The sequence below is a fragment of the Sphingomonas sp. Leaf339 genome, from assembly GCF_001426195.1.
Taxonomy (GTDB): Bacteria; Pseudomonadota; Alphaproteobacteria; order Sphingomonadales; family Sphingomonadaceae; genus Sphingomonas.
In genome coordinates, this window is the sequence record NZ_LMRS01000045.1 from 108527 (window position 1) to 132310 (window position 23784).

Sequence of the window (23784 nt, forward strand, 5' to 3'; positions counted from 1 at the left end):
TGTATCGCGACATGCCTGTTGACCGAATTATGGTAATGAACGCGCCGTTTTCGACGGTCGATTTCACGGGGGTGGTGCGCCAACTTCGAACGTGTCGCACCGACGCGCCATTCCGGTATGTCGTCACGCCGAACGTCGATCATCTCGTCCGCCTGTCGAGAGAGCCCCGGCTATTGCCTTTGTATGAGAGGTCATGGCTATCGCTGTGCGATGGCCGGATCGCTCAACGCCTTGCCCGAATCCTGGGACATCATCTCGGGCTCGTTTCCGGATCGGATCTGGTGGCTGCGATGTTCGCACACATAATCGAAGCCGGTGACAGAATTTGCGTCGTCGGCGGCTCTGCTGGGATGGTTGAAGCGCTCGGATTGATGCGTCCGGATATTGCCATCGATCATGTGTCGCCCCCCATGGGACTGGCGCATGACGAAGATGCGCGGAACTGCGTCGTGATGCGGGTGGCGGGCGAACGGTATCGATACATTTTCCTCGCCGTCGGATCGCCGCAGCAGGAGATGATCGCCGCCGAGATGATGGATGCCGAAACCGTTACCGGCACGGCCTTATGCGTCGGCGGGGGACTGGATTACGTTACCGGACACAAGCGGCGGGCCCCCTTAATCGTCCAGCGCGTCGGTCTCGAATTTGTGTGGCGGATCGCCGAAGATCCCCGGCGCCTGTGGCGGCGATATCTACAGGATGGACCTGCGATCTTGATCATTGCGTTCAAGTGGGCGCTGGCCGGCAAATCCGACGGTCACCAATCGCGAGCGAGATCCAATCACCGAACGCGCGACTGATGCGTTCCAGACGCGCACCCTGTGTCTCCCGCGCAACATCCGTTGCCTCTCGGCTTCGCACACGCACAAATGCTCTTGTGCGGGTACGGGGCCAATGGCATGTCCTCCACACCAGTGGACAGATCGCGCACGGGACCACTTCCCGGCAAAGACGCGGCATCCCGGTATACGCAGGCGGGGACATCGGACTTATCCCACGAAAGGGGAAACGATGCGCTTCTCGCACCTCATGGTCAGCGGGCTTTGCCTGGCGGCCGCTACGCCTGCTCTCGCGCAGGAAGAAACCGCTCCTCCCAAGCCGGTCACCGTCACCGGTTCGGTCGGTCTGGTGTCCGATTATCGCTTTCGCGGCGTATCGCAGTCGGACCGCAATCTCGCAGTTCAGGGCGGCATCACCATCGCGCATGAAAGCGGCCTGTACATTGGCACCTGGGGATCGAACCTGGCCGGCTGGGGCACGTTCGGCGGGGCCAACATGGAGCTGGACCTGATCGCGGGCTACAAGCTGCCGGTCGGCGGCGGTACGCTCGACGTCGGCGCGACATGGTACATGTACCCGGCCGGCTTCAACAACACCGACTTCATCGAGCCTTATGCGAAGTTGTCGGGCACCGTCGGCCCGGCCAGCCTGACCGCCGGTGTCGCCTATGCCCCCAAACAGGAGGCGCTGGGCCCCTGGTATGCGAACGGCACTGCCGCAGCTAGCGGCAATTACACAAATCGGGGTGCCAAGGACGACAACCTCTATATCTGGGGTGACGCCAGTGCGGGCATCCCGAACACCGGCCTGACCGTGAAGGGCCATCTCGGCTATTCTAACGGCAACAAGGGCCTGGGACCGTTCGCGACCAGCGTCGCGCCGACGGGCGAGTATGTCGACTGGCTGGTCGGTGCCGACTACGCGATCAAGGGCACGCCGCTAACCGTGGGTGTCGCGTACACCGACACTAACATCAGCAAGTCCGATTCGGCCTATCTCCAGCCCAGTTTCAGCCGGGGCCAGGATGGCAACGGCTCGATCGCCGGCTCGACCGTGGTGTTCGCGCTGACCGCCGCGTTCTGAGCGAGCGGGCGGCGCTTCCGGGGGGAAGGCGCCGCCCGTGTCGTATCTGGAAAGTTAGGCTAAGGTTAGGCCAAGAACGGCCCATTTCCGGCGGGATGGCTGGGCTATAGCGCATTGAGAAAGATCGTCTTTCTTCAGCCTATAGCGAGATCGGACGTTGTAGGACAGCGCCGCTGGTGACGCGTGGTTTCGGGCATCCGCCGCGTCGTTACAAACTCCGTATATCCATGTCCGTCACGCCATGGCGAAGCAACCCGGAGCCTCGCGCGGGGCTCCGGGTTACTTCGCATGCTCGCAAGAATGGTTGGTGTTGGCGCGTCTTTACGACTTGGGCGTCGGCGTAGCGGCGGGAGCCGGCGTCGGGGCCGCAGTCGGCGTGGCGCCATTGGCGGTGGCGCGGGCGTCCTGCCCGTCACCGGCGGGAGCGGCGACGATGGCGCGGGTCGTGGCGCCCTTGTCGACCACGTTCGTGCCCGGATCGCCGACTGACGAGCGGATGCCCGGGTCGACCGCATCGGCACCCGCCTGATCCAACGTCGCCGTCTCGGCCGCGCTGCGCGGGGCGGCGCCGCCGAACATCGCGTCGAGCGTCTGCGTCTGCCCTGCGGCATCCTGCGGCCGGGCGGCGCCCGGCTGCGGCGGGACCAGCGCGTAATCGGGCGGGATCACCAGCGGCGCCTGCCGTGCCACGGCGAACTCGTCGGGCCGCGCCCGGTCGAGCGACTTGCTCGCACAGCCGGACAGGAGCGCAAGCCCCGCGGCCAGAAAAACGACGTTACGCATGGGGACTCTCCACAGAAGGCCGGGGCTTGTCGCGGGTCAGCAGCGCACGGACGAGCAGCACCAGCACCCCCACCGTAATCGCCGCGTCAGCGACATTGAAGACCAAAAACGGTCGCCACTCACCGATATGCAGATCGGCGAAATCGACGACATAACCAAAACGTATGCGATCAAGGATGTTGCCGAGCGCGCCGCCAAGCACCAGCCCCAACGCGACCTGATCGAGCGGATGCTCCTCACGCGTCATCCACACCGCGACACCCGCCGCGATCAGCCCCGTCATCGCCACCAGCGCCCAGCGGGTGGCGTCGCTGTCGGCCGACAACAGCCCCAGCGACACGCCGATATTGGGCACGAAGCGCAGCGAGAAGAACCCGGTCAGATCCTGCGACGCACCCAGATGATCGATGCCGAGCGGGCCGGTAACGGCCCATTTGCTCAACTGGTCCGCCACAAACAGCGCGATTGCGGCGCCAATGCCGCGCGCCGGCACCCTCATGCGACCACCGACGTGCAGCGGTCGCACAGCGCGCCATCCACCGTGACCTCTGGCAGATGCCGCCAGCAACGGCCGCATTTGTGCTTGTCGGTCGGCGTCACCAAGACCGCGACGGCGGCGCCGGCGGTATCGCCCGGCGCGACCTCGACCGAGGCGGCGATGCACATCTCGGTAAAGGCATCCAGCCCGACTTCCTCGATCGCGCGAAGCGGCGGCGCCAGCGCGATCCGCACGTCGAGATCGGCTTCCAGGCCGGTCCGCACGCGCTTTTCACGCCGCGCACTTTCCAGCGCCACGTTGATGTCGCCGCGCACCAGCCGCAACGTCCGCCACCGCTCGATCAGCGCGCCGTCGGCGGCCAGATCGGGTAGCGTCGGCCATTCCAGAAAATGCACCGACCGGTCCTCGCTGGGGAAACGCGCCTGCCACACTTCCTCGGCGGTGAAGCACAGCACCGGCGCCGCATAGCGGACCAGCGCGTGGTACAGCACGTCGAGCACGGTTCGATAGCTGCGCCGCGTCACGCTATCCGGCGCGTCGCAGTACAGGCTATCCTTGCGCACGTCGAAGAAGAACGCCGACAGGTCCTCGTTCGCGAAATCGGTCAGCAGGCGGATATAGCGGTTGAACTCATACCCCGTCGCCGCCTCGCGCAGCTCGGTATCGAGCATCGCCAGCCGGTGCAGCACATACCGCTCCAGCTCAGGCATGTCGGCGACCGGCACCCGCTCCGCCTCGTCGAACCCATCGAGCGCGCCGAGCAGATAGCGGAACGTGTTGCGCAGCTTGCGATAGGCGTCCGATGCCGTCGCCAGCACTTCCTTGCCGATCTTCACGTCGTCGAAATAATCGGTCGAGGCGACCCACATACGCAGGATGTCCGCGCCGCTTTCGCCGATGATCTTCAGCGGATCGACGACATTGCCGAGCGACTTGGACATCTTGCGGCCCTGACCGTCGAGCGCGAAGCCGTGCGTCAGCACCGCATCATAGGGCGCCCGCCCGCGCGTGCCGCAGCTTTCCAGCAACGACGACTGGAACCAGCCGCGATGCTGGTCGGACCCTTCCAGATAGAGGTTGGCACGGGTGCCCTCGCCGTACCGCGCCTCAACGGTGAAGACATGGGTGCAGCCCGAATCGAACCACACGTCGAGGATGTCGCGCTGCGGCTCGTAATCAGTCAGATCGTATCCGTCGCCGAGCAGCACGGCGTGGTCGGCGGTGAACCACGCATCCGCGCCACCATCGCGAAACGCCGCGACGATCCGCGCGTTGACGGCAGGATCGTTCAGATACTCACCGGTCTGGCGATGGACATAGAGCGCGATCGGCACGCCCCAGGCGCGCTGGCGAGAGATGACCCAGTCGGGGCGGCCGGAGACCATCGAGGTGATGCGGTTCTCGGCGCGGGCAGGCACCCATTTGGTGGCGGTGATCGCGTCGAGGGCGATTTCGCGCAGGGTGGCACCGTTATTCGGGGTGGACAGTCCCTCCCCTATCTCCTCCCGCAAGCTAGCCGCAGAGCCGGACGCGCTCTTGTCCATCGGGATGAACCATTGCGGGGTGGCGCGGAAGATCACCTTCGCCTTCGAGCGCCACGAATGCGGATAGCTGTGCGCGAAGTCGTCGCTGGCCGCCAACAGGGCGCCGGCCGCGCGCAGGTCCGTACAGATCGGCCCTTCTGCAGCGACGAACTTCTTGTTGATGACCGAGCCCTGCCCGCCCAGCCACGCCCAGTCGGCGCGATACATCCCTGCGCCATCGACCGCGAACACGGGGTCGATGCCGTATTGCTTGCACAGTAGGAAATCGTCCTCACCGTGATCGGGCGCCATGTGGACGAGGCCGGTGCCGGCATCGGTGGTAACGAAATCACCCGGCAGGAACGGGCGTGGCTTGGCGAAGAACCCGCCGAGGTGGTGCATCGGGTGGTTTGCGGTGGCGCCTTCGAGATCGGAGCCCTTGCCGCGCCACAACACGTCGTCATCCCCGCCTAGGCGGGGATCCATAATCGCTGACGTCTGAGCATCTGGATTCCCGCCTGCGCGGGAATGACGGGATTGGGCAGAAGCGACCAACGCTTCAGCAAGCAACAGGCGACGGCCGTCGACCTCGACGACCACATACTCGATCTCAGGCCCGTAACTCAGCGCCTGGTTCACCGGGATGGTCCACGGCGTCGTCGTCCAGATCACCGCATGCGCGCCGACCAGTTCCGGCGCGTTGGGCGCATCGACGATCTCGAACGCCACGTCGATCTGCGTCGACACGACGTCCTCATATTCGACCTCGGCCTCGGCCAGCGCGGTCTTTTCCACCGGCGACCACATTACCGGCTTGGCGCCGCGATAGAGCTGGCCGCTTTCGGCGAACTTCAGCAGCTCGCCGACGATCGCCGCCTCGGCCTCGTATTTCATCGTCAGATACGGGTCGGCCCAGTCGCCCATCACGCCCAGCCGCTCGAACTGCACGCGCTGCACCGCAACCCATTTTTCGGCATAGGCGCGGCATTCGGCGCGGAACTGGTCGACGGGCACGTCGTCCTTGTTCAGCTTCTTGGCGCGATAGGCCTCCTCGACCTTCCATTCGATCGGCAGGCCGTGGCAGTCCCAGCCGGGGACATAGGGCGCGTCCTTGCCCATCAGGGTCTGACTGCGGACGATGATGTCCTTCAGCACCTTGTTCATGGCGTGACCCATGTGGATGTCGCCATTGGCATAGGGCGGGCCGTCATGCAGGATGAAGCGCTCGCGCCCGCTGCGCTCCCGCCGCAGCGTGTCGTACACCCCGATCCGCGCCCAGCGTTCCAGGATCGCCGGTTCCTTGGCGGCGAGCCCTGCCTTCATCGGGAAATCGGTCTTCGGCAGGAAGACGGTATCGCGCCAATCGCGGGTGGCGTCGTGCGGGGTGGTGTCAGCAGCGTCAGTCATGAGTGCGTGCCGCTTAGAACCTCCCGCGCCCGCGCACAATCGGCGTCCATCTGTTCGATCAACGCGGCCAGCCCGTCAAACTTCGCTTCGGGCCGCAGATACTCGATCAGCGACACCTCGATCGTGCGGCCGTACAGGTCGCCGTCGAAGTCGAAGAAATACGGCTCCAGCAATTCCTTGGGCGGCGAGAATTGCGGGCGGATGCCCAGATTGGCGGCGCCGTTCAGCACCTGTCCGTCGTCGAGGCGGCCGCGCACCGCATAGATGCCATAGGCGGGGCGCAGGTAGTTCCCCATGTCGATATTGGCAGTGGGATAACCGATCGTCCGGCCCACCTTGTCGCCATGCTGCACGACGCCCGCAATCGTGTAGGGCCGCGTCAGCAAGCGCGCCGCCTCGCGCACCTCACCATTTTTAAGATGCGTGCGGATCGCAGTGGACGACACCGTGTCGCCGTTCAGCGTCACCGCCCCCACCGCATCGGTGGAAAAGCCATGCGCGATGCCGGCCGCGCGCAGCACCGCGACGTTGCCGCCCTTGTGCCGGCCGAAGGTGAAATCCTCACCCGTCACCACGCCACCGACGCGCAGGGCGCCCACCAGCCGCTCGGCGACAAACGCCTCCGCGTCCAGCCCGGCCAGTGCGCCATCGAAGCCGAACACCACCATCGCATCCGCCCCCGCCGCCGCGAACAACCGCTCACGCTGGTCGAGCGTCGTCAGCCGGAACGGCGCCGCATCGGGGCGGAAGTGGCGCACGGGATGCGGATCGAACGTCGCGACCAGTGCCGGTCGTCCTTCGGCGCGCGCCCGCGCCACCGCCTCCCCGACCACCGCCTGGTGGCCGAGATGAAATCCGTCGAAATTACCCAGCGCGACGATCCCGCCCGCCAGATGCGGAGGAATGGCCGAGCCGCCGTCAAGCCGCTGCATCGCCGCGCCTTAGCTTTGCATGGGGAGGATAGCGAGTGGGGTTGCGGCCGCATGCCGTCGTTGGGGCGCGGCTATCGAACCAGCGTCACGAAACTATAGCCCGGCCGATCGCCCTCGGCCGGATGCTCCTCACGAAACACCTCGTTCCACGCGTCGAAGGGCGGCACCACCGCATCGCCCTCTGGCGAACAGTGCACCTCGGTCAGTTCCACCCGGTCGGGTTCGAACAGGGCAAACACCTCGGCGCCGCCGATCACCGCTGCGTCGTCGCCCGCCAGCGCCAGCGCCTCCGCGACCGAATGAACCACCTCGGCCCCCGCCGCCGTCCATGTCATATCGCGTGTCAGGACGATATGCCGACGGCCCGGCAACGGCGACGGGAAGCTGTCGAACGTCTTGCGTCCCATCACCATCGCCCGTCCCAGCGTCTGTGCCTTGAAACGCTTCAGGTCGGCCGGGATGTGCCAGGGCAACCGGCCATCGACGCCGATCACGCCATTGTCGGCGCGGGCAAGGTGAAAGCTGATCATCGCTTACCCCTGCCCAAACCGTGAGGGCCAATCAATCGGGCAATCAATCGGCCATCAATCCGGCGCATGTTCCTTCACATACGCCTTGGGGTCCTTGTCGACCGGCTTCACGCCCATCCGGTGCTCGGCCTCGAACTGCGCGAACCGCACCGCCAGCGCGTGGCGTTCCTCCAGCGAGGCGTGGCGGCGGAAGTCGGTCAGGCCCTGCCGTTCTTCTTCAGCCATGTGGTCGCTGTTGGCTTCGTTGCACTTGTTGATCGCCTCGAACCATTCGTCGCTGCCGATCGGATGTTTGTCGACCGCCTCGCCCGTGTCGCGGATGTCGTTGTGATCCTCGATCGCGTCTTCGGTTTCCTCGGCGGCCGAATCGGCATCGCCGCCACCGGTGCCGATCTCCATCAGGCGCGGGTAGAAGAACCGCTCCTCAGCCTCGGCATGGCTATCAAGCAGCGATTTCAGCCGGTTCCAGATCGCGCCCAGCGCGGCCTTGTCGCTGCGATCGATCTGTTCGATCTGGGAAAAGAGCTTCCGCTGTTCGGCATGCTCGTCGAGGATGAGTTGCGTGATGTCCATGCCCGCCCAACCGCGGACAGGGGCTAGCCGTTCCTCTTGCGAATTACTCTCGGATCAGACCGCGACCGGCGCCTTGATATGCGGCTGCGCGACGTAATCGTGGAGCACGAAATCCTCCGGCTCATACCCGTCGATCGCATCCGGTCGCCGCAGGATCTCCAGTCGCGGCAACGGCCCCGGATCGCGCGCCAGTTGCGTGCGGGCCTGATCGAGATGGTTCGAATACAGATGGCAATCGCCGCCGGTCCAGATGAAGTCGCCCACCTCCAGCCCGCATTGCTGCGCCAGCATGTGCGTCAGCAGGGCATAGCTCGCGATGTTGAACGGCACGCCCAGAAAGATGTCGGCCGACCGCTGGTACAGTTGCAGCGACAGCCGCCCGTCCGCAACATGCGTCTGGAACAGGCAATGGCAGGGCGACAATGCCATCGCGTGCAGCTCGCCCGGATTCCACGCGGTCACGATCTGCCGGCGCGAGGCGGGGTTGTCGCGGATCGTCGTCACCAGTTCGGCGATCTGGTCGATGTGGCGGCCATCCGCCGCCTCCCAGTCGCGCCATTGCTTGCCATAGACGGGGCCGAGATCACCCGCCTCGTCCGCCCATTCGTCCCAGATGCTCACCTTGCGGTCGCGCAGCCACTGCACGTTGGTGTCGCCGCGCAGGAACCACAGCAGTTCGACGATGATCGACCGCAGATGCAGCTTCTTGGTCGTCAGCACCGGAAAACCGGCGCGCAGGTCGAACCGCATCTGCGCACCGAACACCGACAGCGTCCCCGTGCCGGTGCGGTCCATCTGCGCCGACCCGGTCGTCAGCACCCGGTCCATCAGGTCGAGATACGGCCTCATGGATGCGCGACGCCCGTATTGGCGGCGGGCGCCGGCTGCATCCGGCACGGCTTGATCGCCTCCGGCTCCGGGCGCGGACCTTGGACACGGAACGTCGCGAAATACCCGCCGGCGCTGGGCATCGCCTCAAACGACACCGGCACATATCCGACTGCGGCGAATTCGCAGCGCAGCAATTCGGGCGGCGTGCCATGATCGCGTGTCGGGCGGTTGGCATCGACCACCACGACCAGTCCATCGGGTTTCAGCGACGGGCGCAGCCGCCACAGGAATTCATATGGCTGCTCGATCTCATGATACATATGCACCATCAGCACCCGGTCGAAACTGTTGTCCGGCAGCTTAGGATCGGCGGGTGTGCCCAGCCGTACGCTGACATTCTCCAGCCGCTCGCGCGATACGCGTTCGGCCAGTTGGTCGCGGGTGGCGGCGACCACGTCCTCCGCCAGCACACGGCCGTCCTCGCCCACCCGCGCGGCGAGGCGGATCGTGTAATATCCCTCGCCCGCGCCGATGTCGGCGACCGTCATGCCGGTACGGATCGACGCCTTGTCCATCACCGTCGCTGCCTCGCGCACCCGGTCGCGCGCTTCCTCGTTCGACCAGCGCGGCGACACGATATGCGCCACCGGCCGGTCGGCGACCGGGAATTCGGGCTGCTTCGGCTCATGCTTGATGAGCGGCTTGGACCCGTCGCACGCGCCCAGCGTGACGCCTAGCAGCAGGATGGCCAGCAATCCGGTCCGGGGCAGGCTCAATCCACGTCCTCCACCTCGGCCACCTCACCCGTGACCCGTTGCGACAGTGCTGCCGCCATGAACGGGTCGAGATCGCCGTCCAGCACGTCGGACGGGCTGGTCGACACGATGCCGGTGCGCAGGTCCTTCACCATCTGGTACGGTTGCAGGACATAGGACCGGATCTGATGGCCCCAGCCGATATCGGTCTTGCCGGCATTTTCGGCATTGGCCGCCTGTTCGCGGATGGCGAGTTCACGTTCGTACAGGCGGGCACGCAACTGGTTGTACGCCTCTGCCTTGTTCTTGTGCTGCGATCGCTGGTTCTGGCACTGAACGACGATGCCAGTCGGGATATGCGTGATCCGCACCGCCGAATCGGTCGTGTTGATGTGCTGGCCCCCCGCACCCGACGCGCGATACGTGTCGATGCGCAGGTCGCTTTCGTTATACTCGACCTCGATATTGTCATCGACCACCGGATAGACCCACACGGACGCGAACGACGTGTGCCGCCGCGCCGCCGAGTCGTATGGGCTGATCCGCACCAGACGATGCACGCCCGATTCGGTCTTGGCATAACCGTACGCGTTCTCGCCCTTCAGCAGCAGCGTGGCGGACTTGATGCCCGCCTGCTCGCCCGAATGCTGGTCGACCAGTTCCACCTTCAGGCCGTGCCGCTCGCCCCAGCGCGAATACATCCGGCTGAGCATCCCGGCCCAATCCTGGCTCTCGGTACCGCCGGCGCCGGCGTTCACCTCAATATAGGTGTCGTTGCCATCGGCCTCGCCGGCCAGCAGCGCCTTCACCTTGTCGCGGTCCGCGCGGGCGGCGAGTTCGGCGAGGCTCTGTGCGCCCTCGTCCGCCAGTGCGGTATCGCCCTCGGCATCGGCAAGTTCGATCAGCTCGACCGTCCCGTCCAGCTCCGCCTCGATCGCGCGCGTCGCGGCGATCGCTTCGTCCAGCCGGCGACGTTCGCGCATCACCTCCTGAGCGGCCTTGGGATCGTTCCACAGCGCCTGATCCTCGACGCGCGCGTTCAGTTCGTCGAGACGGCGCAGGGCGCGGTCCCAATCCAGAAAACGGCGCAGCAAGGCCAGCGCTTCGTTGATCGTATCGACATGAGCCTGCGCTTCGGCGCGCATTGCAGTTCTCCAAAACTCATCCGTCATACCAGCGAACGCTGGCATCTCCTCCACCGGATCCGTCCCTGCGGTCGGAGATACCGGCTTTCGCCGGTATGACGATATAGGGCGGCTAGTAGATTCCGCCTTCCCTTTGCAAGAAATCGCTGTCGCGCGGCGCTTGCGTCTGCGTCGCGGCAGGGGCGGCGGTGGTGGCTGCGGGACCGTTGCGACGCGATGCGCGGCGCGGTTCGGTCTCGGGTTTGAACGCTTCCCAGATCACCGCCGCCTTCGGATCGGTGTCGGTCGGGAAGGTGCCGAACACCGGCCGCCCGCTCATCCGGTCGATCCGTACCATGCGGATGCCGGCCGGCGCGCGGAAGGGCAATTTCTCCAGGCCCTCATACGCCTTGACCGCAAACTGCTTGAAGATCGGCGCGGCCACCGTGCCACCCTCCGCCCCGCCGAGATTACGCGGCGTGTCGTACCCGATGTACAGGCCGCCGACGAACTGCGGCGTCCCGCCGATGAACCAGACGTCGGTCGGCCCGGTGGTCGTCCCGGTCTTGCCGAACATCGGCCGGTCGAGATCGCGCAGGATCGTGGCGGTGCCGCGCTGGATCACGCCCTCGGTGATGTGGACCATCTGATACGCGGTCTGCGCGTCGATCGCCTGCCGCATCCGGCTGCCTGGCCGCGGCATCGCGCCGCCGTTCCAGTCGCGCGCGTTGCAATTGTCGCAGGGGCGCCAATTGTCGGGGAACACGACCTTGCCGTGGCGATCCTGCACGAAATCGACCAGGCTAGGCGCGTTGCCGCGACCGTTATTGGCCAGCATCGCATAGGCGTTCACCATCCGCCCGACCGTCGTCTCGCCCGCACCCAGCGCGAACGACAGGTACGGCGGATAATCGCCGATCCCCATCCGCTTCATCACATCGACCACGCGCGGCATCCCCGTCTGCGCGGCGGTACGCACCGTCATCAGGTTGCGCGATTGTTCGATGCCCCAGCGCATCGTCTTCGGCCCGGCCGCGCGCATGTTGGCGAAGTTGCGGAAGCATTTGTTGCCCAGCCGCGCCCCCTGATAGACGCAGAACGGCCCGTCGACGATGATCGACGCCGGCGTCATGCCGTTCTCCAGCGCCGCCGAATAGATGATCGGCTTGATCGTCGATCCCGGCTGACGCATCGCCTGTGTCGCACGGTTGAACGCCTGGATGCGTGCATCGAAGCCACCTTGCATCGCGAGCACCCGGCCGGTCGCCGGCTCCTCGACCACGAAACCGCCGGAGATGCGCGGGATCGACCGTAGCGCCCATTCGCTGCCCGATGGCGCTACCGCGATGATGTCGCCCGGCTCGATCGCCCCGAACGCCGCCGTCGCCGTGCCGCGCCGCGGCATCTGCGCGGACCGGCGCGGCAGCGTGCCCGTCTTGCCGTTGGCGAAGCCGATCTGCCAGCGATCGCCGTCGCGCGCGATCGCGATGCCGGCGCGCCAGTCGTTGTAATCCAGCCCGATATTGGTGTTCAGCAGCGGTTGCAGCCAGTTGTCACCGACGATGTCGACATGGCGGATCGGCCCCGACCAGCCACGCCCACCGTCGAAACGGATCAGGCCGTCGCGCAACGCCTGCGCCGCCAGTTCCTGCAACCTCTTGTCGAGCGAGGTGCGTACCCACAGTCCACCTTCGTACACGCTGAGCGGCCCCGCCTTCGCCGTCTCGCCGAACCGCGCGATCAGCAACCGACGGACCTCCTCGACGAAATAACCGCCGAACGCCTCATATTTCGGCGTCCGCCGCAACACCGTGCCCAGCGGCTCGCCGCGCGCCTCGCTCGCCTGACCGGCCGTGATGAAACCGTTGCGCAGCATTTCGCGCAACACATAATCGCGGCGTTCCATGGCGCGTTCGGGATGGCGGACGGGATCGTAGTTCGACGGCCCCTTGGGCAGGATCGCCAGATACGCCATCTGCGCCAGCGTCAGCTGGTCCAGTTCCTTGTCGAAATAGGCGTGCGCCGCCGCCTCTACCCCGAAGGCGTTCCGTCCCAGCGCGATCTGGTTCAGATATAGTTCGAGGATCTGTTGCTTGGTCAGCGTATCCTCGATCTTGTAGGCGAGGATCGCCTCCTTCAGCTTGCGGGTCGGCGAATATTCGTTGCCGATCAACAGGTTCTTGGCCACCTGTTGGGTGATCGTCGATCCGCCCCTGGCCCGGCGGCCGGTGCCCAGCTTCGACGCGTAATCGACGACCGCGCCCGCCAGCCCCGGAAAATCGACGCCGTGATGGTCGAAGAACGTCCGGTCCTCGGCGGCCAGATATGCCTTCACGAGCATCGGCGGATATTCCGAATAGGCCAGCTCCACCCGTCGCTCGCGCGCGTAGGATTGCACCGGCACGCCGTCGCCGCCACGCACGTTCGTCGGCAAGGGCGGCTCATAGGTGCGCAGCTGATCCACCGACGGCAGACCGCGAATGACGAGCAGCCACAGCAGCAGCGACGCTATTCCCGCAAGCAGCACGAGCACAGCCAGCAGCTTGACCCACCAGCGCCGCCACCAGTTTCCCGCCACGCCCTCGCTCATGCGGCGGAACCCGACACGGGCACGAACGGGCGGAAAGATACGCGGACCATCACCACGACCCTATACCAGCTTGATCGCCGCTCGCCAGCGGCGTGGCCAGCGGTGTGCGTGGCGGGTGGTTATCGCACCGCCATCCGCTTGGCAAAATGCACCTCCACCGCGCGGCGCACGCTTTCGGCGATCCGCTCGCGCCCCTCGGTCGAATCGAGGAAATCGGCGTCCTGCGGGTTCGAGATATAGCCGGTCTCGAACAGGATCGACGGCATGTCCGGCGCCTTCAGCACCATTAGCGACGCCATCCGGTGGAAATTGGCCTTCATCGGCACCAGCGTCCGCGCCTCGCGGCCCAGCAGGCGGGCGAAGGTGGCGGAATTGTTCATCGTCTCGCGGCGGGTCAGGTCGATCAGGATCGACGACACGTCCTCGCCCGCCTCGCCCAGGTTCACACCGGCGATCACGTCGGCCTTGTTCTCGCGCGCCGCCAGCCGCGCCGCTTCCTTGTCCGATGCGACCTCCGACAGGGTATAGACCGATGCGCCGCGCGCGTCCGGCGATCCCACGCTGTCGCAATGGATCGAGATGAACAGGTCCGCCTTCAGCCGGCGGGCGATGCCGTATCGTTCGCGCAGCACCAGATATTTGTCGCTGTCACGCGTCAACGCCACCCGCACCCGCCCGCTGGCGAGCAGTTCCTGCCGGATCGCGCGCGCGATCCGCAACGTCACGTCCTTTTCGCGCAGGCGCGTGGCAGGATTGATCGCGCCGGGATCGACGCCGCCATGGCCCGCATCGATCACCACCAGCGGCCGGGCATCGTCGCCACGCACCCTGGGCAGCGGCGGGGCCTTGGCCGGTGGCGGCACTGGCACCGACACCCGATATCGGGGTCGCCGCCCGAACGACAGGTTGAACGGAAAGAAATCGAGCGGTCCGGACATGCTTGCCTCGGCGAAGGTCGCGTTGTCGACGGGCTTCAGCGCCAGCGTCAGTTCGCGCCCGTCCGCATCGAAACTGCCATCGACGATCACGACGGGTCGTTTCAGGTCGAACACCAGCCGCGTGCCGGTCGCGGTGCGTTGTTGCCGTACCGCCGCGACCGGGCCGCTCGCCCGGGTCGGGCCGCTGGCGATCGTTTCGGGCAGGTCGATCGCGATCCGTCGCGGCGCGTCGTCCAGCGTCGCCTGCGCGCTCGCCATGCCGCGATCGAAGCGGATGATGATTCGCGCGGGATCGATGGTGACGCTCGATACGGCGGCCGACACCGCCGTGGTCACCGCCGCCGCGAATGCGGCCGGGACGCCGCCGACGAGGGTCGCCAGGAAGATCAGGATCGCGAGCACGCGCCGTCCATGCCGTGCCCGACGGCCATGGGTCCAGACCCGTCTGCCCTTTTTATCCCTTGCGATCATCGCGATCGCCTCCCGCATCACCGTGTAGCATGGCTCGATGCGCGGGTCGCCCTTGACTTGGCGTTAACGAAATTGAGGGGGCGTTGACGACGTCGCCGGCGATCGTATCGCGCCAGTTGCGACGAATGACGGGCGATGCTAGCTAGTGCGTGCACCCATGCGTTGCCCGCGATCTCGCGGACGCGCCGCCGGGCTGCCAGCCCGCCATCCGGCGGGCCAATCCAGGTTGACGCTCGCATGACGTATTATTCCCTTTCGCAACACCGCCAGGCCTCGGCCGGCGGCGGCGCGACCGGGATTCAGCCGCAGGGCCACTTGCCCCGGCACGTCGCGCGCGCAGACACGATTTTTCATGAACCCGGCGTTCCGGCCCGCTTGCGGCCGGTCGCCTTCTATCATCGCGCGCGAGGGCCCTTTTTTAGGACATGCCCGACGCGCGCGCGGAGACCATTTGATGACCACGCGTATGCTGATCGACGCACGCCACCGGGAAGAAACCCGAGTTGCCGTCGTACAGAATAACCGGATCGAGGAATTCGACTTCGAGTCCGCCGAGCGAAAGCAGCTCAAGGGCAATATCTACCTCGCCAAGGTAACCCGCGTCGAACCGTCGCTGCAGGCGGCGTTCGTGGAATATGGCGGCAATCGTCATGGCTTCTTGGCGTTCTCGGAAATCCACCCCGATTACTACCAGATCCCCAAAGAGGATCGCGAGGCATTGCTGGCCGAGGAAGCGGAGCACGCCGCCGAAGAGGCAGCACTTCGCGCCGAGCTGGACGATGACGAGGATCACGACGACGACGATCACGACGGCAGGGGGGATTTCGACGGCGACCATGACGACGACGACCATGAGCATGACGACGACGGTGCCGAAGGCGAGTCGGGCGAGGATGCCCCGCGTCGGCCGCGCAAGGGCGGTGCCAACGACGACCAGGTAGAGGCGCTGCGCCAGCGTCGTCAGAACCTGCGCCGCCGCTACAAGATTCAGGACGTCATCCGCCGCCGTCAGGTGCTGCTGGTGCAGGTCGTGAAGGAAGAGCGCGGCAACAAGGGCGCGGCCCTGACGACGTATCTGTCGCTCGCCGGCCGTTATTGCGTGCTGATGCCCAACACGTCGCATGGCGGCGGCATCAGCCGCAAGATTTCGAACGCGGGCGATCGCAAGCGCCTGAAGACGATCATGGCCGATCTGGCGCTGCCGCAGTCGATGGGCTGCATCGTCCGCACCGCCGGGCTTCAGCGCACCAAGGTCGAGATCAAGCGCGACTTCGATTACCTTGCCCGCCTGTGGGACGAGATCCGCGAAAAGACGCTGACGTCGGCCGCGCCCGCGCTGGTTTACGGCGACAGCGACCTGATGAAGCGCGCGATCCGCGATATCTATAACAAGGATATCGACGAGGTGATCGTCGAGGGCGAGGAGGGATATCGTCAGGCCAAGGATTTCATGCGCCTGCTGATGCCCAGCCACGCCAAGAAGGTGAAACAGTACGCCGACGCCGTGCCGCTGTTCCAGCGCGCGCACGTCGAGGACCAGTTGGCGGCGATGTACAATCCCGTCGTCCAGCTGAAATCAGGCGGCTATCTGGTCATCAACCCAACCGAGGCGCTGGTGTCGATCGACATCAACTCTGGCCGGTCGACCCGCGAACACAATATCGAACAGACCGCCACCGCGACCAATCTGGAAGCGGCGCAGGAAATCGCCCGTCAGTTGCGCCTGCGCGACATGGCCGGCCTGGTCGTGATCGATTTCATCGACATGGATCACTCGTCCAACGTCCGTAAGGTCGAAAAGGCGATGAAGGACGCGCTGAAGAACGATCGCGCCCGCATCCAGGTCGGCCGCATCTCGTCGTTCGGCCTGATGGAGATGAGCCGCCAGCGCCTGCGCACCGGCGTGCTGGAAGCATCGACCCGCGCCTGCCCGCATTGCGAAGGCACCGGCCTTGTCCGCACCGCCTCGTCCGCCGGCCTGTCGGCGCTGCGCCTGCTCGAAGAGGAAGCCGCACGCGGTCGCGGTTCGCTGCTCACGCTGCGCGCCAGCCATGAAGCAACGATCTACGTCCTCAACCGCAAGCGGGCCGACATCGCGGAGGTCGAGGATCGTTACGGCGTGACGATCGAGATCGTCCCCGATCGCGAGGAAGAGGGCGCGCACATGACGGTCGAGGCCAGTGGCCCGCCGCCGGCGCACGCCCCCAAGATCGACGAACTCGTCATGGACGAGGAAGAGGACGATTACATCGAGGAGCCCGAGGTCGAGGAAGAGGAGATCGAGGAGGAGGTCGCCCAGGCCACCGTCCGCGCTCCCCGCGAACCGCGCGAACCCCGTGAAGCCCGCAGCGACGATGACGGCGAAGGCCGCGGCAAGCGCCGCCGCCGCCGTCGCGGTCGTCGCGGTCGCCCGCATCCCGAAGGCGGATCGGCGGAAGGTGAACAGCCCGAACTGGCCGAGGGCGAGCAGGGTGAGAACGATCAGGCCGATATCGACACCGCCGATCAGACCGATGGCGATGACGATACGGTGGAAACCGGCGAATTCGCCGGTGAGCAGCCGGCCGAGGGTGAAACCGGCGGTCGTCGCCGGCGTGGCCGTCGGGGTCGTCGCGGCGGTCGTCGTGGTGATACCATGGCCGATGCCCCGGTCGCCAATGACGACGATCAGGCCGTCGTCGAGACGCCGGCCGAGGCGGCCGATGCCAGCGACGCCGGTCCGGTTGCCGATCCGCTCGCCCTGCCGACCCCGGCACCGGTCGCGGTGATCGTCCAGCCCGCCGTCGAGGCAGAGGAAGCGGCGCCCAAGACGCGTCGTCGTCCCCGCGCCCGTGCTGCCGCGCCGGAAACGGTCGCCGAGGCCCCGGCGCCGGTAACGGCACCCGCCGTCGAGGACGTCGCCGAGCCGGCCCCCGCCAAGCCACGCCGATCGCGTCGCAAGGCAGCCGACGCGACCGTCGAGGCACCTGCCGAAGTTGCAGCGGAGCCCGCCACCCCGACCGAGGAAGAGGCAGCCCCCAAGCCGCGTCGCGGTCGTCGCAAGGCGTCGGAGACGGAAACCGTCGCCGCACCGGCCGCCAAGCCAAAGGCACGGACGCCCCGCGCTGCCAAGCCGGCAGCGGCAGCGGCAGCGGTCGCGGTCGCGGAAGCAACACCGGCCGCTGAACCGGAGCCGGAGCCAATGACCGCGGCCGACCCTGCACTGACCGGTGGCGAGGGTGAGCCGGACGATCAGTCCGGCGGCCCGCGCCGCGGCTGGTGGCAGCGTACATTCGGCGCCTGATCGAACAGGGGCACGTCCGATACCCGGACGTGCCCCTTTTCTTTTTCGCTGCCCAGTCGCTGCCCTTCACATCCCGTTCAGCGCGCGAACCGCATCGGCCGGCGTTGATCCGACATCCCGTTTGGCCGATAGACCCGCAGACATGAAGCGTTCCGCCGCCCGCCTCCCCGCCCTGCTGATCGGCGCGCTGTTCTGGGCGCAGCCGGCCGCCGCGCAATCGATCCTGCGCGACGCCGAAACCGAAGCGATGTTTCAGGACATGTCCACCGGCATCGTGAAGGCCGCCGGGCTCGACCCGCGCTTCGTCAAAGTCATCCTCATCAACGATGACTCAATCAACGCCTTCGTCGTCGGCGGGCAGGTCGTCTATGTCCATTCGGGCCTGATCCAGGCGGCCGACAACGCCAACGAGGTGCAGGGCGTGATCGCCCACGAACTCGGCCATATCGCCGACGGCCATGTCATCTCCGGCGAAGCGGCGCAGAAACCCGCGCTCGCGATGACCATCCTGTCGATGGTGCTGGGGCTGGGCGCTATGGCGGCGGGCGGCGGCGCGGCGGGCGCGGGCATCATGGCGATGGGCCAGCAGGCGGCGATGGGCCAGTATCTGGCTTTCAACCGCACGCAGGAGGCGACCGCCGATGCCTCGGCGATCCGTTATCTCGCCACCGCCGGCCTGTCCGGTCGCGGCATGCTCAGCTTCTTCAAGAAGCTCCAGCGCCAGGAACTGCGCTATCGCGGCCAGATCGATCCGTTCATGCAGAGCCATCCGCTGTCGGGCGAGCGCATCGCTAACTTGACCGCCGACGTGCAGGCATCGCCCGCTTACAACGCCAAACCCGATCCCGCGCTCGAAGACCGCTTCCGCCGCGTGAAGGCCAAGCTGGAAGGCTTCGTGATGCCGCCCGAGCGCACGTTGCAGGATTATCCGGAAACCGACCGGACCATCTACGGCCATTATGCGCGCGCCTATGCCTATCACAAGGGCGGTTACCCGGACAAAGCCGATGCCGAGGCGAACGCGCTGGTCGCCGCCAAGCCCGGTGATCCCTATTTCCAGGAGATCCAGGGTCAGATCCTGCTGGAGGCGGGCCGCCCCCGCGACGCACTGGTTCCCCTGCGCGCCGCGACCGAGGGGTCGCGTAACAACCCGCTGATCGCCACCACCTTTGGCCATGCGCTGATCGCGACCGAGGACAAGGCGAACGTGCCCGAGGCGATCCGCGTGCTGCGCGTCGCCACCCAGCGTGACGACGACAATCCATGGGCGTGGATTCAACTCGGCACCGCCTATGAAATGACCGGTGACGAGGCGCGGGCCGCGCTGGCCACCGCCGAACGTGCCAGCATTGTGGGCGATGCGCGTACCGCCGTCGCCTCCGCGAAATACGCGATGGCCAACATTCCCGCCAACACGCCGGACTGGATCCGCGCACAGGACATTGCAATGACTTCAGGAGACGCCGCCGCGAACCAGAAGCGCAAGCGCCGATGACCCGCTGGACCATCGCCCTGGTGGCGCTTGCCGGCGGCCTCGTCGGCGGCGGCGCCGTCTTTGGACTGGGTCAGGCGGGGGGCGCCGGCACCGACGTCCGCACCTATCTGCTCGCCCATCCCGAGGTGATCCCGGAGGCGATGCAGAAATTGCAGGATCGCGAGGCCGGCGCCTCCGTCGCCGCCAACCGCCCCGCGATCGTCACACCGTTTGCCAGCGCGTGGGCGGGCAATCCGAAGGGCGATGTCACGCTGGTCGAATATTACGACTATAATTGCGGGTATTGCCGCGCCAGTTTGCCGATGATCCATCAGTTGATCGAGCGCGACCCGAAGCTGCGCGTGGTGTTTCGTGAGCTGCCGATCCTGGCCGATACCAGCCGCAGCGCCGCTCGCATCAGTCTGGTCGCCGCGCTCCAAGGCAAATTTACCGCCTTCCATGACGCGCTCTATGCGGGCGGTCGCGTGTCGGAGGCGACCATTGCCGCCGCCGCGAAGACCGCCGGCGTCGACCCCAGCCAGATCGCCAGCGTCGCGCCGAAGGTCGATGCGGAGATCGCCAAGAACATGGAAACCGCCGCCCGCCTCGGCGTCAGCGGCACGCCCGCCTGGGTCGTCGGCGATCGCATCCTGTCGGGCGCGTTGCCGATCGAGGAACTGGAACGCGCCATCGCCGCTGCTCGTTCGGGCGCCGCATGACCGATACCATCCTGTCCATCGCCGGCGTGTCGAAGACCTATGCCGCGCGCGGCAAGGCGCCCGCCGTCACCGCGCTCCAATCGGTCGATCTCGGCATCCGTCGCGGCGAGATCTTCGCGCTGCTCGGCTCCAACGGCGCGGGCAAAACCACGCTGATCTCGATCATCTGCGGCATCGTCACTCCCTCGACGGGCACGATCACCATCGACGGCATCGACACGCAGACCGGCTATCGTCAGGCCCGCCGCCGCATCGGTCTTGTGCCGCAGGAACTGGCGACCGACGCGTTCGAAAGCGTGCTGGCCACCGTCAGCTTCTCGCGCCGGCTGTTCGGCCGTGCCGCCAGCCCAGCCTATATCGAGCAGTTGCTGCGCGACCTCGCGTTGTGGGACAAGCGTAACGCCAAGATCATGGAACTGTCGGGCGGCATGAAGCGGCGCGTGCTGATCGCCAAGGCACTGGCGCACGAACCCGACATCCTGTTCCTCGACGAACCGTCCGCCGGCGTCGATGTGTCGCTGCGCCGTGATATGTGGAACATGGTCCGAGGCCTGCGCGAACGCGGTGTGACCATTATCCTGACCACGCATTACATCGAAGAGGCCGAGGAGATGGCCGACCGCGTCGGCGTGATCGCCAAGGGCAAATTGCTGCTGGTCGACGACAAGACCGCGTTGATGAAGAAGCTGGGCAAGCGCCAGCTCGACCTGTCGCTGGTCGAACCTCTGACCGCGATCCCGCCCGAGCTCGCCGACTGGCACCCCAGTCTCGAACATGACGGCCATACTCTACGCTACGTCTTCGACGCGACCGAGGAGCGCACCGGCATCCCGTCGTTCCTCAACCGCCTGTCCGGCCTTGGCATCGCGTTCAAGGATCTCGAAACCTCGAAATCGACCCTGGAAGACATCTTCGTCGACCTGGTCGGAGAACGACCATGAACCTGCACGGCATCTGGGCGATCTATCGCTTTGAAATGGCGCGCTTCGGCCGGACGATCTGGACCAGCCTGCTCGTCCCGGTCATCACCACCTCGCTCTATTTCATCGTGTTCGGTTCCGCGATCGGCAGCCAGATGCGGGAGGTGTCAGGCATCCCGTACGGCGCGTTCATCGTGCCCGGCCTGATGCTGCTGGCGATCTTTTCGGAAAGCATCCTGAACGCGTCGCTCGGGATCTACATGCCCAAATTCACCGGCACGATTTACGAGATCCTGTCGGCGCCGCTGTCACCGCTGGAAACCGTGCTGGGTTACGTCGGCGCGGCTACGACCAAATCGGTGCTGATCGGCCTCGTCATCTTCGCCACCGCGCATCTGTTCGTCGATTTGCCGGTGGCGCATCCCCTGCTCGCCTTCGGCTTCCTGGTGCTGGTCGCCGCCAGCTTCTGCCTGTTCGGGTTCACGATCGGCATCTGGGCGAAGGGGTTCGAGCAATTGCAGGTCATCCCGCTGCTCGTCGTCACGCCGCTGACGTTCCTTGGCGGCGCCTTCTATTCGGTCACGATCCTGCCCGAACCGTGGCGCACGATCACGCTGTTCAACCCCGTCGTGTACCTCATCAACGGCTTCCGCTGGACCTTCTTCGACACCAGCGACGTCGCCGTCGGCATCAGCCTGACTGTGACGATCGCGTTTTTGCTCGCCTGCCTCGCCGCCATCACCCTGATCTTTCGTACCGGCTGGCGCCTGAAGAGCTGACGACTGATCGGTTTTCGTCACGCGAACCCAAATCTTTTACTGCTTCGCGTCTTTGCGTGAAAATCGCGACCAGCCTTACCGGCGATCCTCCGACAGCCATCCCGGCGACAGCGCCGGCCACACCACCAGCCCGTTCAGATCGATCAGCGCGTGGATCAGCACCACCAGCCACAGCGCCCCGCTCATCAGATATACGGACGCCATCACCCCGCCGAACAGCGTCGTCGCAACCATTCCGCGCCATCCCTGATACCGGTGCAGCGCCCCGAACAGCAGCGTCGCGACGGCGAATCCCGCCAGCGCATTTCCCGTCACCAACGTCACCAGCAGCGGCAGTATCAGCCGAAAGAACGGCTCCTCCGTCCCCCCCGCGACGACGGCGATCGCGGCACCCAAGGGCAGCTCGGCGCGATTGCGCGGCGTCAGCGCGCCCGGCTTGCCGATCGGCCGCGCGCCCCGCTGCGCCCGCACCGCCGCCACGACCAGCCCAATCATGATACCCGCCAGGGCGCCGATCATCAGATCGACCGGCTCCATCACCGGCAGCCAGGCCCGCAAACGCTCGAACTCCGCCGGCATCACCCACAGCGCATCGATCCGGCCCAGCACCGCTAGCACCACGACGACCGGCACCGCAAAGCCCAGCATCGCCCGCCGCATCCACCGAACATAGCGCGCCACCCGGTCGACCAGCCGGCCGCGTGCCCGCACGAACCAACACAGCGCTGCCAGCACCCCGGCCAGCAGCGCGAGCGCCATCATCATCCCTGCCGGTGCTCGCCCTTCACCCAGCGCACCGTGCCCGACGAGGCGCGCATCACGACGCTCTCGGTCGTCATCATGCCGCCCTTGCGCTTCACGCCTTCCAGCAGCGATCCGTCGGTCACGCCGGTCGCCGCGAAGATGCAATCGCCGCGCGCCAGTTCGGTCAGGTCATATTGCTTGTCGAGATCGGTCACGCCCCACTTCGCCGCACGTCCGCGCTCGTCGTCGTTGCGGAACAACAGCCGCCCCTTGAACTGCCCGCCGACGCAGCGCAGCGCCGCACACGCCAGCACACCCTCCGGCGCGCCGCCCGATCCCATATAGATGTCGATCGTGGTATCCGGGTTGGTCGTCGCGATCACGCCTGCAACGTCGCCGTCGCCGATCAGCATCACGCCGCAACCGACCGCGCGCAGTTCCGCGATCATCGCCTCGTGCCGCGGCCGATCCAGCACGCACACGATGATGTCGCGCGGATCGACGCCCTTGGCCTTGGCCACTGCGCAGACATTCTCGGTCGGGGTACGATCGAGGTCGATGATCCCCTCCGGATAGCCCGGCCCCACCGCGATCTTGTCCATGTACACGTCGGGCGCATTCAACAGCCCGCCCTTTTCCGCGATCGCCAGCACCGCCAGGCTGTTGGGGCCGGCGGTGGCGCAGATCGTCGTGCCTTCCAGCGGATCGAGCGCGATGTCGATCGCGGGGCCGTTGCCGGTGCCGACCTTTTCACCGATGAACAGCATCGGCGCTTCGTCGCGCTCGCCCTCGCCGATCACGACGGTGCCATCCATGTCGAGTTCGTTCAGCGCGGCGCGCATCGCCTCGACCGCCGCGGCGTCCGCCGCCTTCTCGTCACCGCGCCCGACCAGCGGCAGGCACGCGATCGCCGCCGCCTCGGTCACCCGCACCATTTCGAGGACGAGAACGCGGTCGAGTACGGAGCTGGGCGTCGCGGTCATGGAAGTCTCCTCGGCAGGGCCGGTTTGTTGAACACGTTAAACACGTGGATAGGCGACGCGCCC

The 23784-nt window shown here is 66.2% G+C and carries 20 protein-coding genes; 7 read left to right on the forward strand and 13 right to left on the reverse strand.

Annotated elements, in window-relative coordinates; all coding sequences use genetic code 11:
* Positions 1-35: 35 nt before the first annotated feature.
* Both ASG67_RS18525 and ASG67_RS14675 read left to right on the forward strand, forming a co-directional pair.
* Positions 36-800 (forward strand): WecB/TagA/CpsF family glycosyltransferase, encoded by a 765-nt coding sequence (locus ASG67_RS18525; protein ID WP_162244369.1) that lies wholly within the window; start codon positions 36-38, stop codon positions 798-800.
* A 211-nt stretch (positions 801-1011) separates the two neighbouring features.
* A complete protein-coding gene (locus tag ASG67_RS14675) occupies positions 1012-1863 on the forward strand; it encodes a TorF family putative porin (RefSeq protein WP_056531667.1) in 852 nt (283 codons plus the stop codon).
* Positions 1864-2184: 321 nt separating this feature from the next.
* Here ASG67_RS14675 and ASG67_RS14680 read toward each other — a convergent pair whose 3' ends face one another.
* The 11 genes from ASG67_RS14680 to ASG67_RS14730 form a co-directional block, all read right to left on the reverse strand.
* On the reverse strand, positions 2185-2646 hold the full coding sequence (locus tag ASG67_RS14680) for a DUF3035 domain-containing protein (RefSeq protein WP_056531669.1): 462 nt from the start codon (positions 2644-2646) through the stop codon (positions 2185-2187).
* Positions 2639-3145, reverse strand: a complete 507-nt coding sequence (gene lspA, locus ASG67_RS14685; protein ID WP_056531936.1) for a signal peptidase II — start codon at positions 3143-3145, stop codon at positions 2639-2641. The genes ASG67_RS14680 and lspA overlap by 8 nt, the downstream gene beginning before the upstream one ends.
* Entirely contained in the window at positions 3142-6075 is a 2934-nt protein-coding gene (gene ileS / locus ASG67_RS14690; RefSeq protein WP_056531672.1) for an isoleucine--tRNA ligase, read from the reverse strand. Before ileS ends, lspA begins: the two co-directional genes overlap by 4 nt.
* On the reverse strand, positions 6072-7007 hold the full coding sequence (locus tag ASG67_RS14695; RefSeq protein ID WP_056531674.1) for a bifunctional riboflavin kinase/FAD synthetase: 936 nt from the start codon (positions 7005-7007) through the stop codon (positions 6072-6074). Before ASG67_RS14695 ends, ileS begins: the two co-directional genes overlap by 4 nt.
* A 71-nt stretch (positions 7008-7078) precedes the next feature.
* Entirely contained in the window at positions 7079-7537 is a 459-nt protein-coding gene (locus ASG67_RS14700) for a dihydrofolate reductase (protein WP_056531676.1), read from the reverse strand.
* 54 nt (positions 7538-7591) lie between these two features.
* Entirely contained in the window at positions 7592-8110 is a 519-nt protein-coding gene (locus ASG67_RS14705; RefSeq protein WP_056531677.1) for a hemerythrin domain-containing protein, read from the reverse strand.
* A gap of 54 nt (positions 8111-8164) precedes the next feature.
* Positions 8165-8959, reverse strand: coding sequence for a thymidylate synthase (locus ASG67_RS14710; protein ID WP_056531680.1), 795 nt, complete (start codon positions 8957-8959; stop codon positions 8165-8167).
* Positions 8956-9717 carry a class I SAM-dependent methyltransferase gene (locus ASG67_RS14715; RefSeq protein WP_414887657.1) on the reverse strand — a complete coding sequence of 254 codons (762 nt, stop codon included), beginning with the start codon at positions 9715-9717 and terminating at the stop codon, positions 8956-8958. Before ASG67_RS14715 ends, ASG67_RS14710 begins: the two co-directional genes overlap by 4 nt.
* Positions 9714-10841: a peptide chain release factor 2 gene (gene prfB / locus ASG67_RS14720; protein WP_056531682.1), complete on the reverse strand. Its 1128-nt coding sequence runs from the start codon at positions 10839-10841 to the stop codon at positions 9714-9716. The genes ASG67_RS14715 and prfB overlap by 4 nt, the downstream gene beginning before the upstream one ends.
* Before the next feature lie 112 nt (positions 10842-10953).
* On the reverse strand, positions 10954-13410 hold the full coding sequence (locus ASG67_RS14725) for a penicillin-binding protein 1A (RefSeq protein WP_056531684.1): 2457 nt from the start codon (positions 13408-13410) through the stop codon (positions 10954-10956).
* 119 nt (positions 13411-13529) lie between these two features.
* Positions 13530-14348: an N-acetylmuramoyl-L-alanine amidase family protein gene (locus ASG67_RS14730; RefSeq protein WP_414887679.1), complete on the reverse strand. Its 819-nt coding sequence runs from the start codon at positions 14346-14348 to the stop codon at positions 13530-13532.
* 937 nt (positions 14349-15285) lie between these two features.
* On the opposite strand from ASG67_RS14730, the gene ASG67_RS14735 reads away from it, so the two are divergent.
* From ASG67_RS14735 to ASG67_RS14755, 5 genes are all read left to right on the forward strand, one after another.
* Entirely contained in the window at positions 15286-18102 is a 2817-nt protein-coding gene (locus tag ASG67_RS14735; RefSeq protein ID WP_056531686.1) for a ribonuclease E/G, read from the forward strand.
* A gap of 142 nt (positions 18103-18244) precedes the next feature.
* Positions 18245-19597 (forward strand): M48 family metalloprotease, encoded by a 1353-nt coding sequence (locus ASG67_RS14740; RefSeq protein ID WP_056531688.1) that lies wholly within the window; start codon positions 18245-18247, stop codon positions 19595-19597.
* A complete protein-coding gene (locus tag ASG67_RS14745; RefSeq protein WP_056531690.1) occupies positions 19594-20295 on the forward strand; it encodes a DsbA family protein in 702 nt (233 codons plus the stop codon). The genes ASG67_RS14740 and ASG67_RS14745 overlap by 4 nt, the downstream gene beginning before the upstream one ends.
* The gene (locus ASG67_RS14750) at positions 20292-21236 is read left to right on the forward strand and encodes an ABC transporter ATP-binding protein (protein ID WP_056531691.1); all 945 of its coding nucleotides are present in this window, start codon (positions 20292-20294) and stop codon (positions 21234-21236) included. The genes ASG67_RS14745 and ASG67_RS14750 overlap by 4 nt, the downstream gene beginning before the upstream one ends.
* A complete protein-coding gene (locus ASG67_RS14755; protein WP_056531693.1) occupies positions 21233-21994 on the forward strand; it encodes an ABC transporter permease in 762 nt (253 codons plus the stop codon). The genes ASG67_RS14750 and ASG67_RS14755 overlap by 4 nt, the downstream gene beginning before the upstream one ends.
* Before the next feature lie 75 nt (positions 21995-22069).
* Here ASG67_RS14755 and ASG67_RS14760 read toward each other — a convergent pair whose 3' ends face one another.
* On the reverse strand, positions 22070-22753 hold the full coding sequence (locus ASG67_RS14760; RefSeq protein WP_156460847.1) for a CPBP family intramembrane glutamic endopeptidase: 684 nt from the start codon (positions 22751-22753) through the stop codon (positions 22070-22072).
* 2 nt (positions 22754-22755) lie between these two features.
* The gene (glpX, locus tag ASG67_RS14765) at positions 22756-23721 is read right to left on the reverse strand and encodes a class II fructose-bisphosphatase (protein WP_056531697.1); all 966 of its coding nucleotides are present in this window, start codon (positions 23719-23721) and stop codon (positions 22756-22758) included.
* Positions 23722-23784 lie beyond the last annotated feature (63 nt).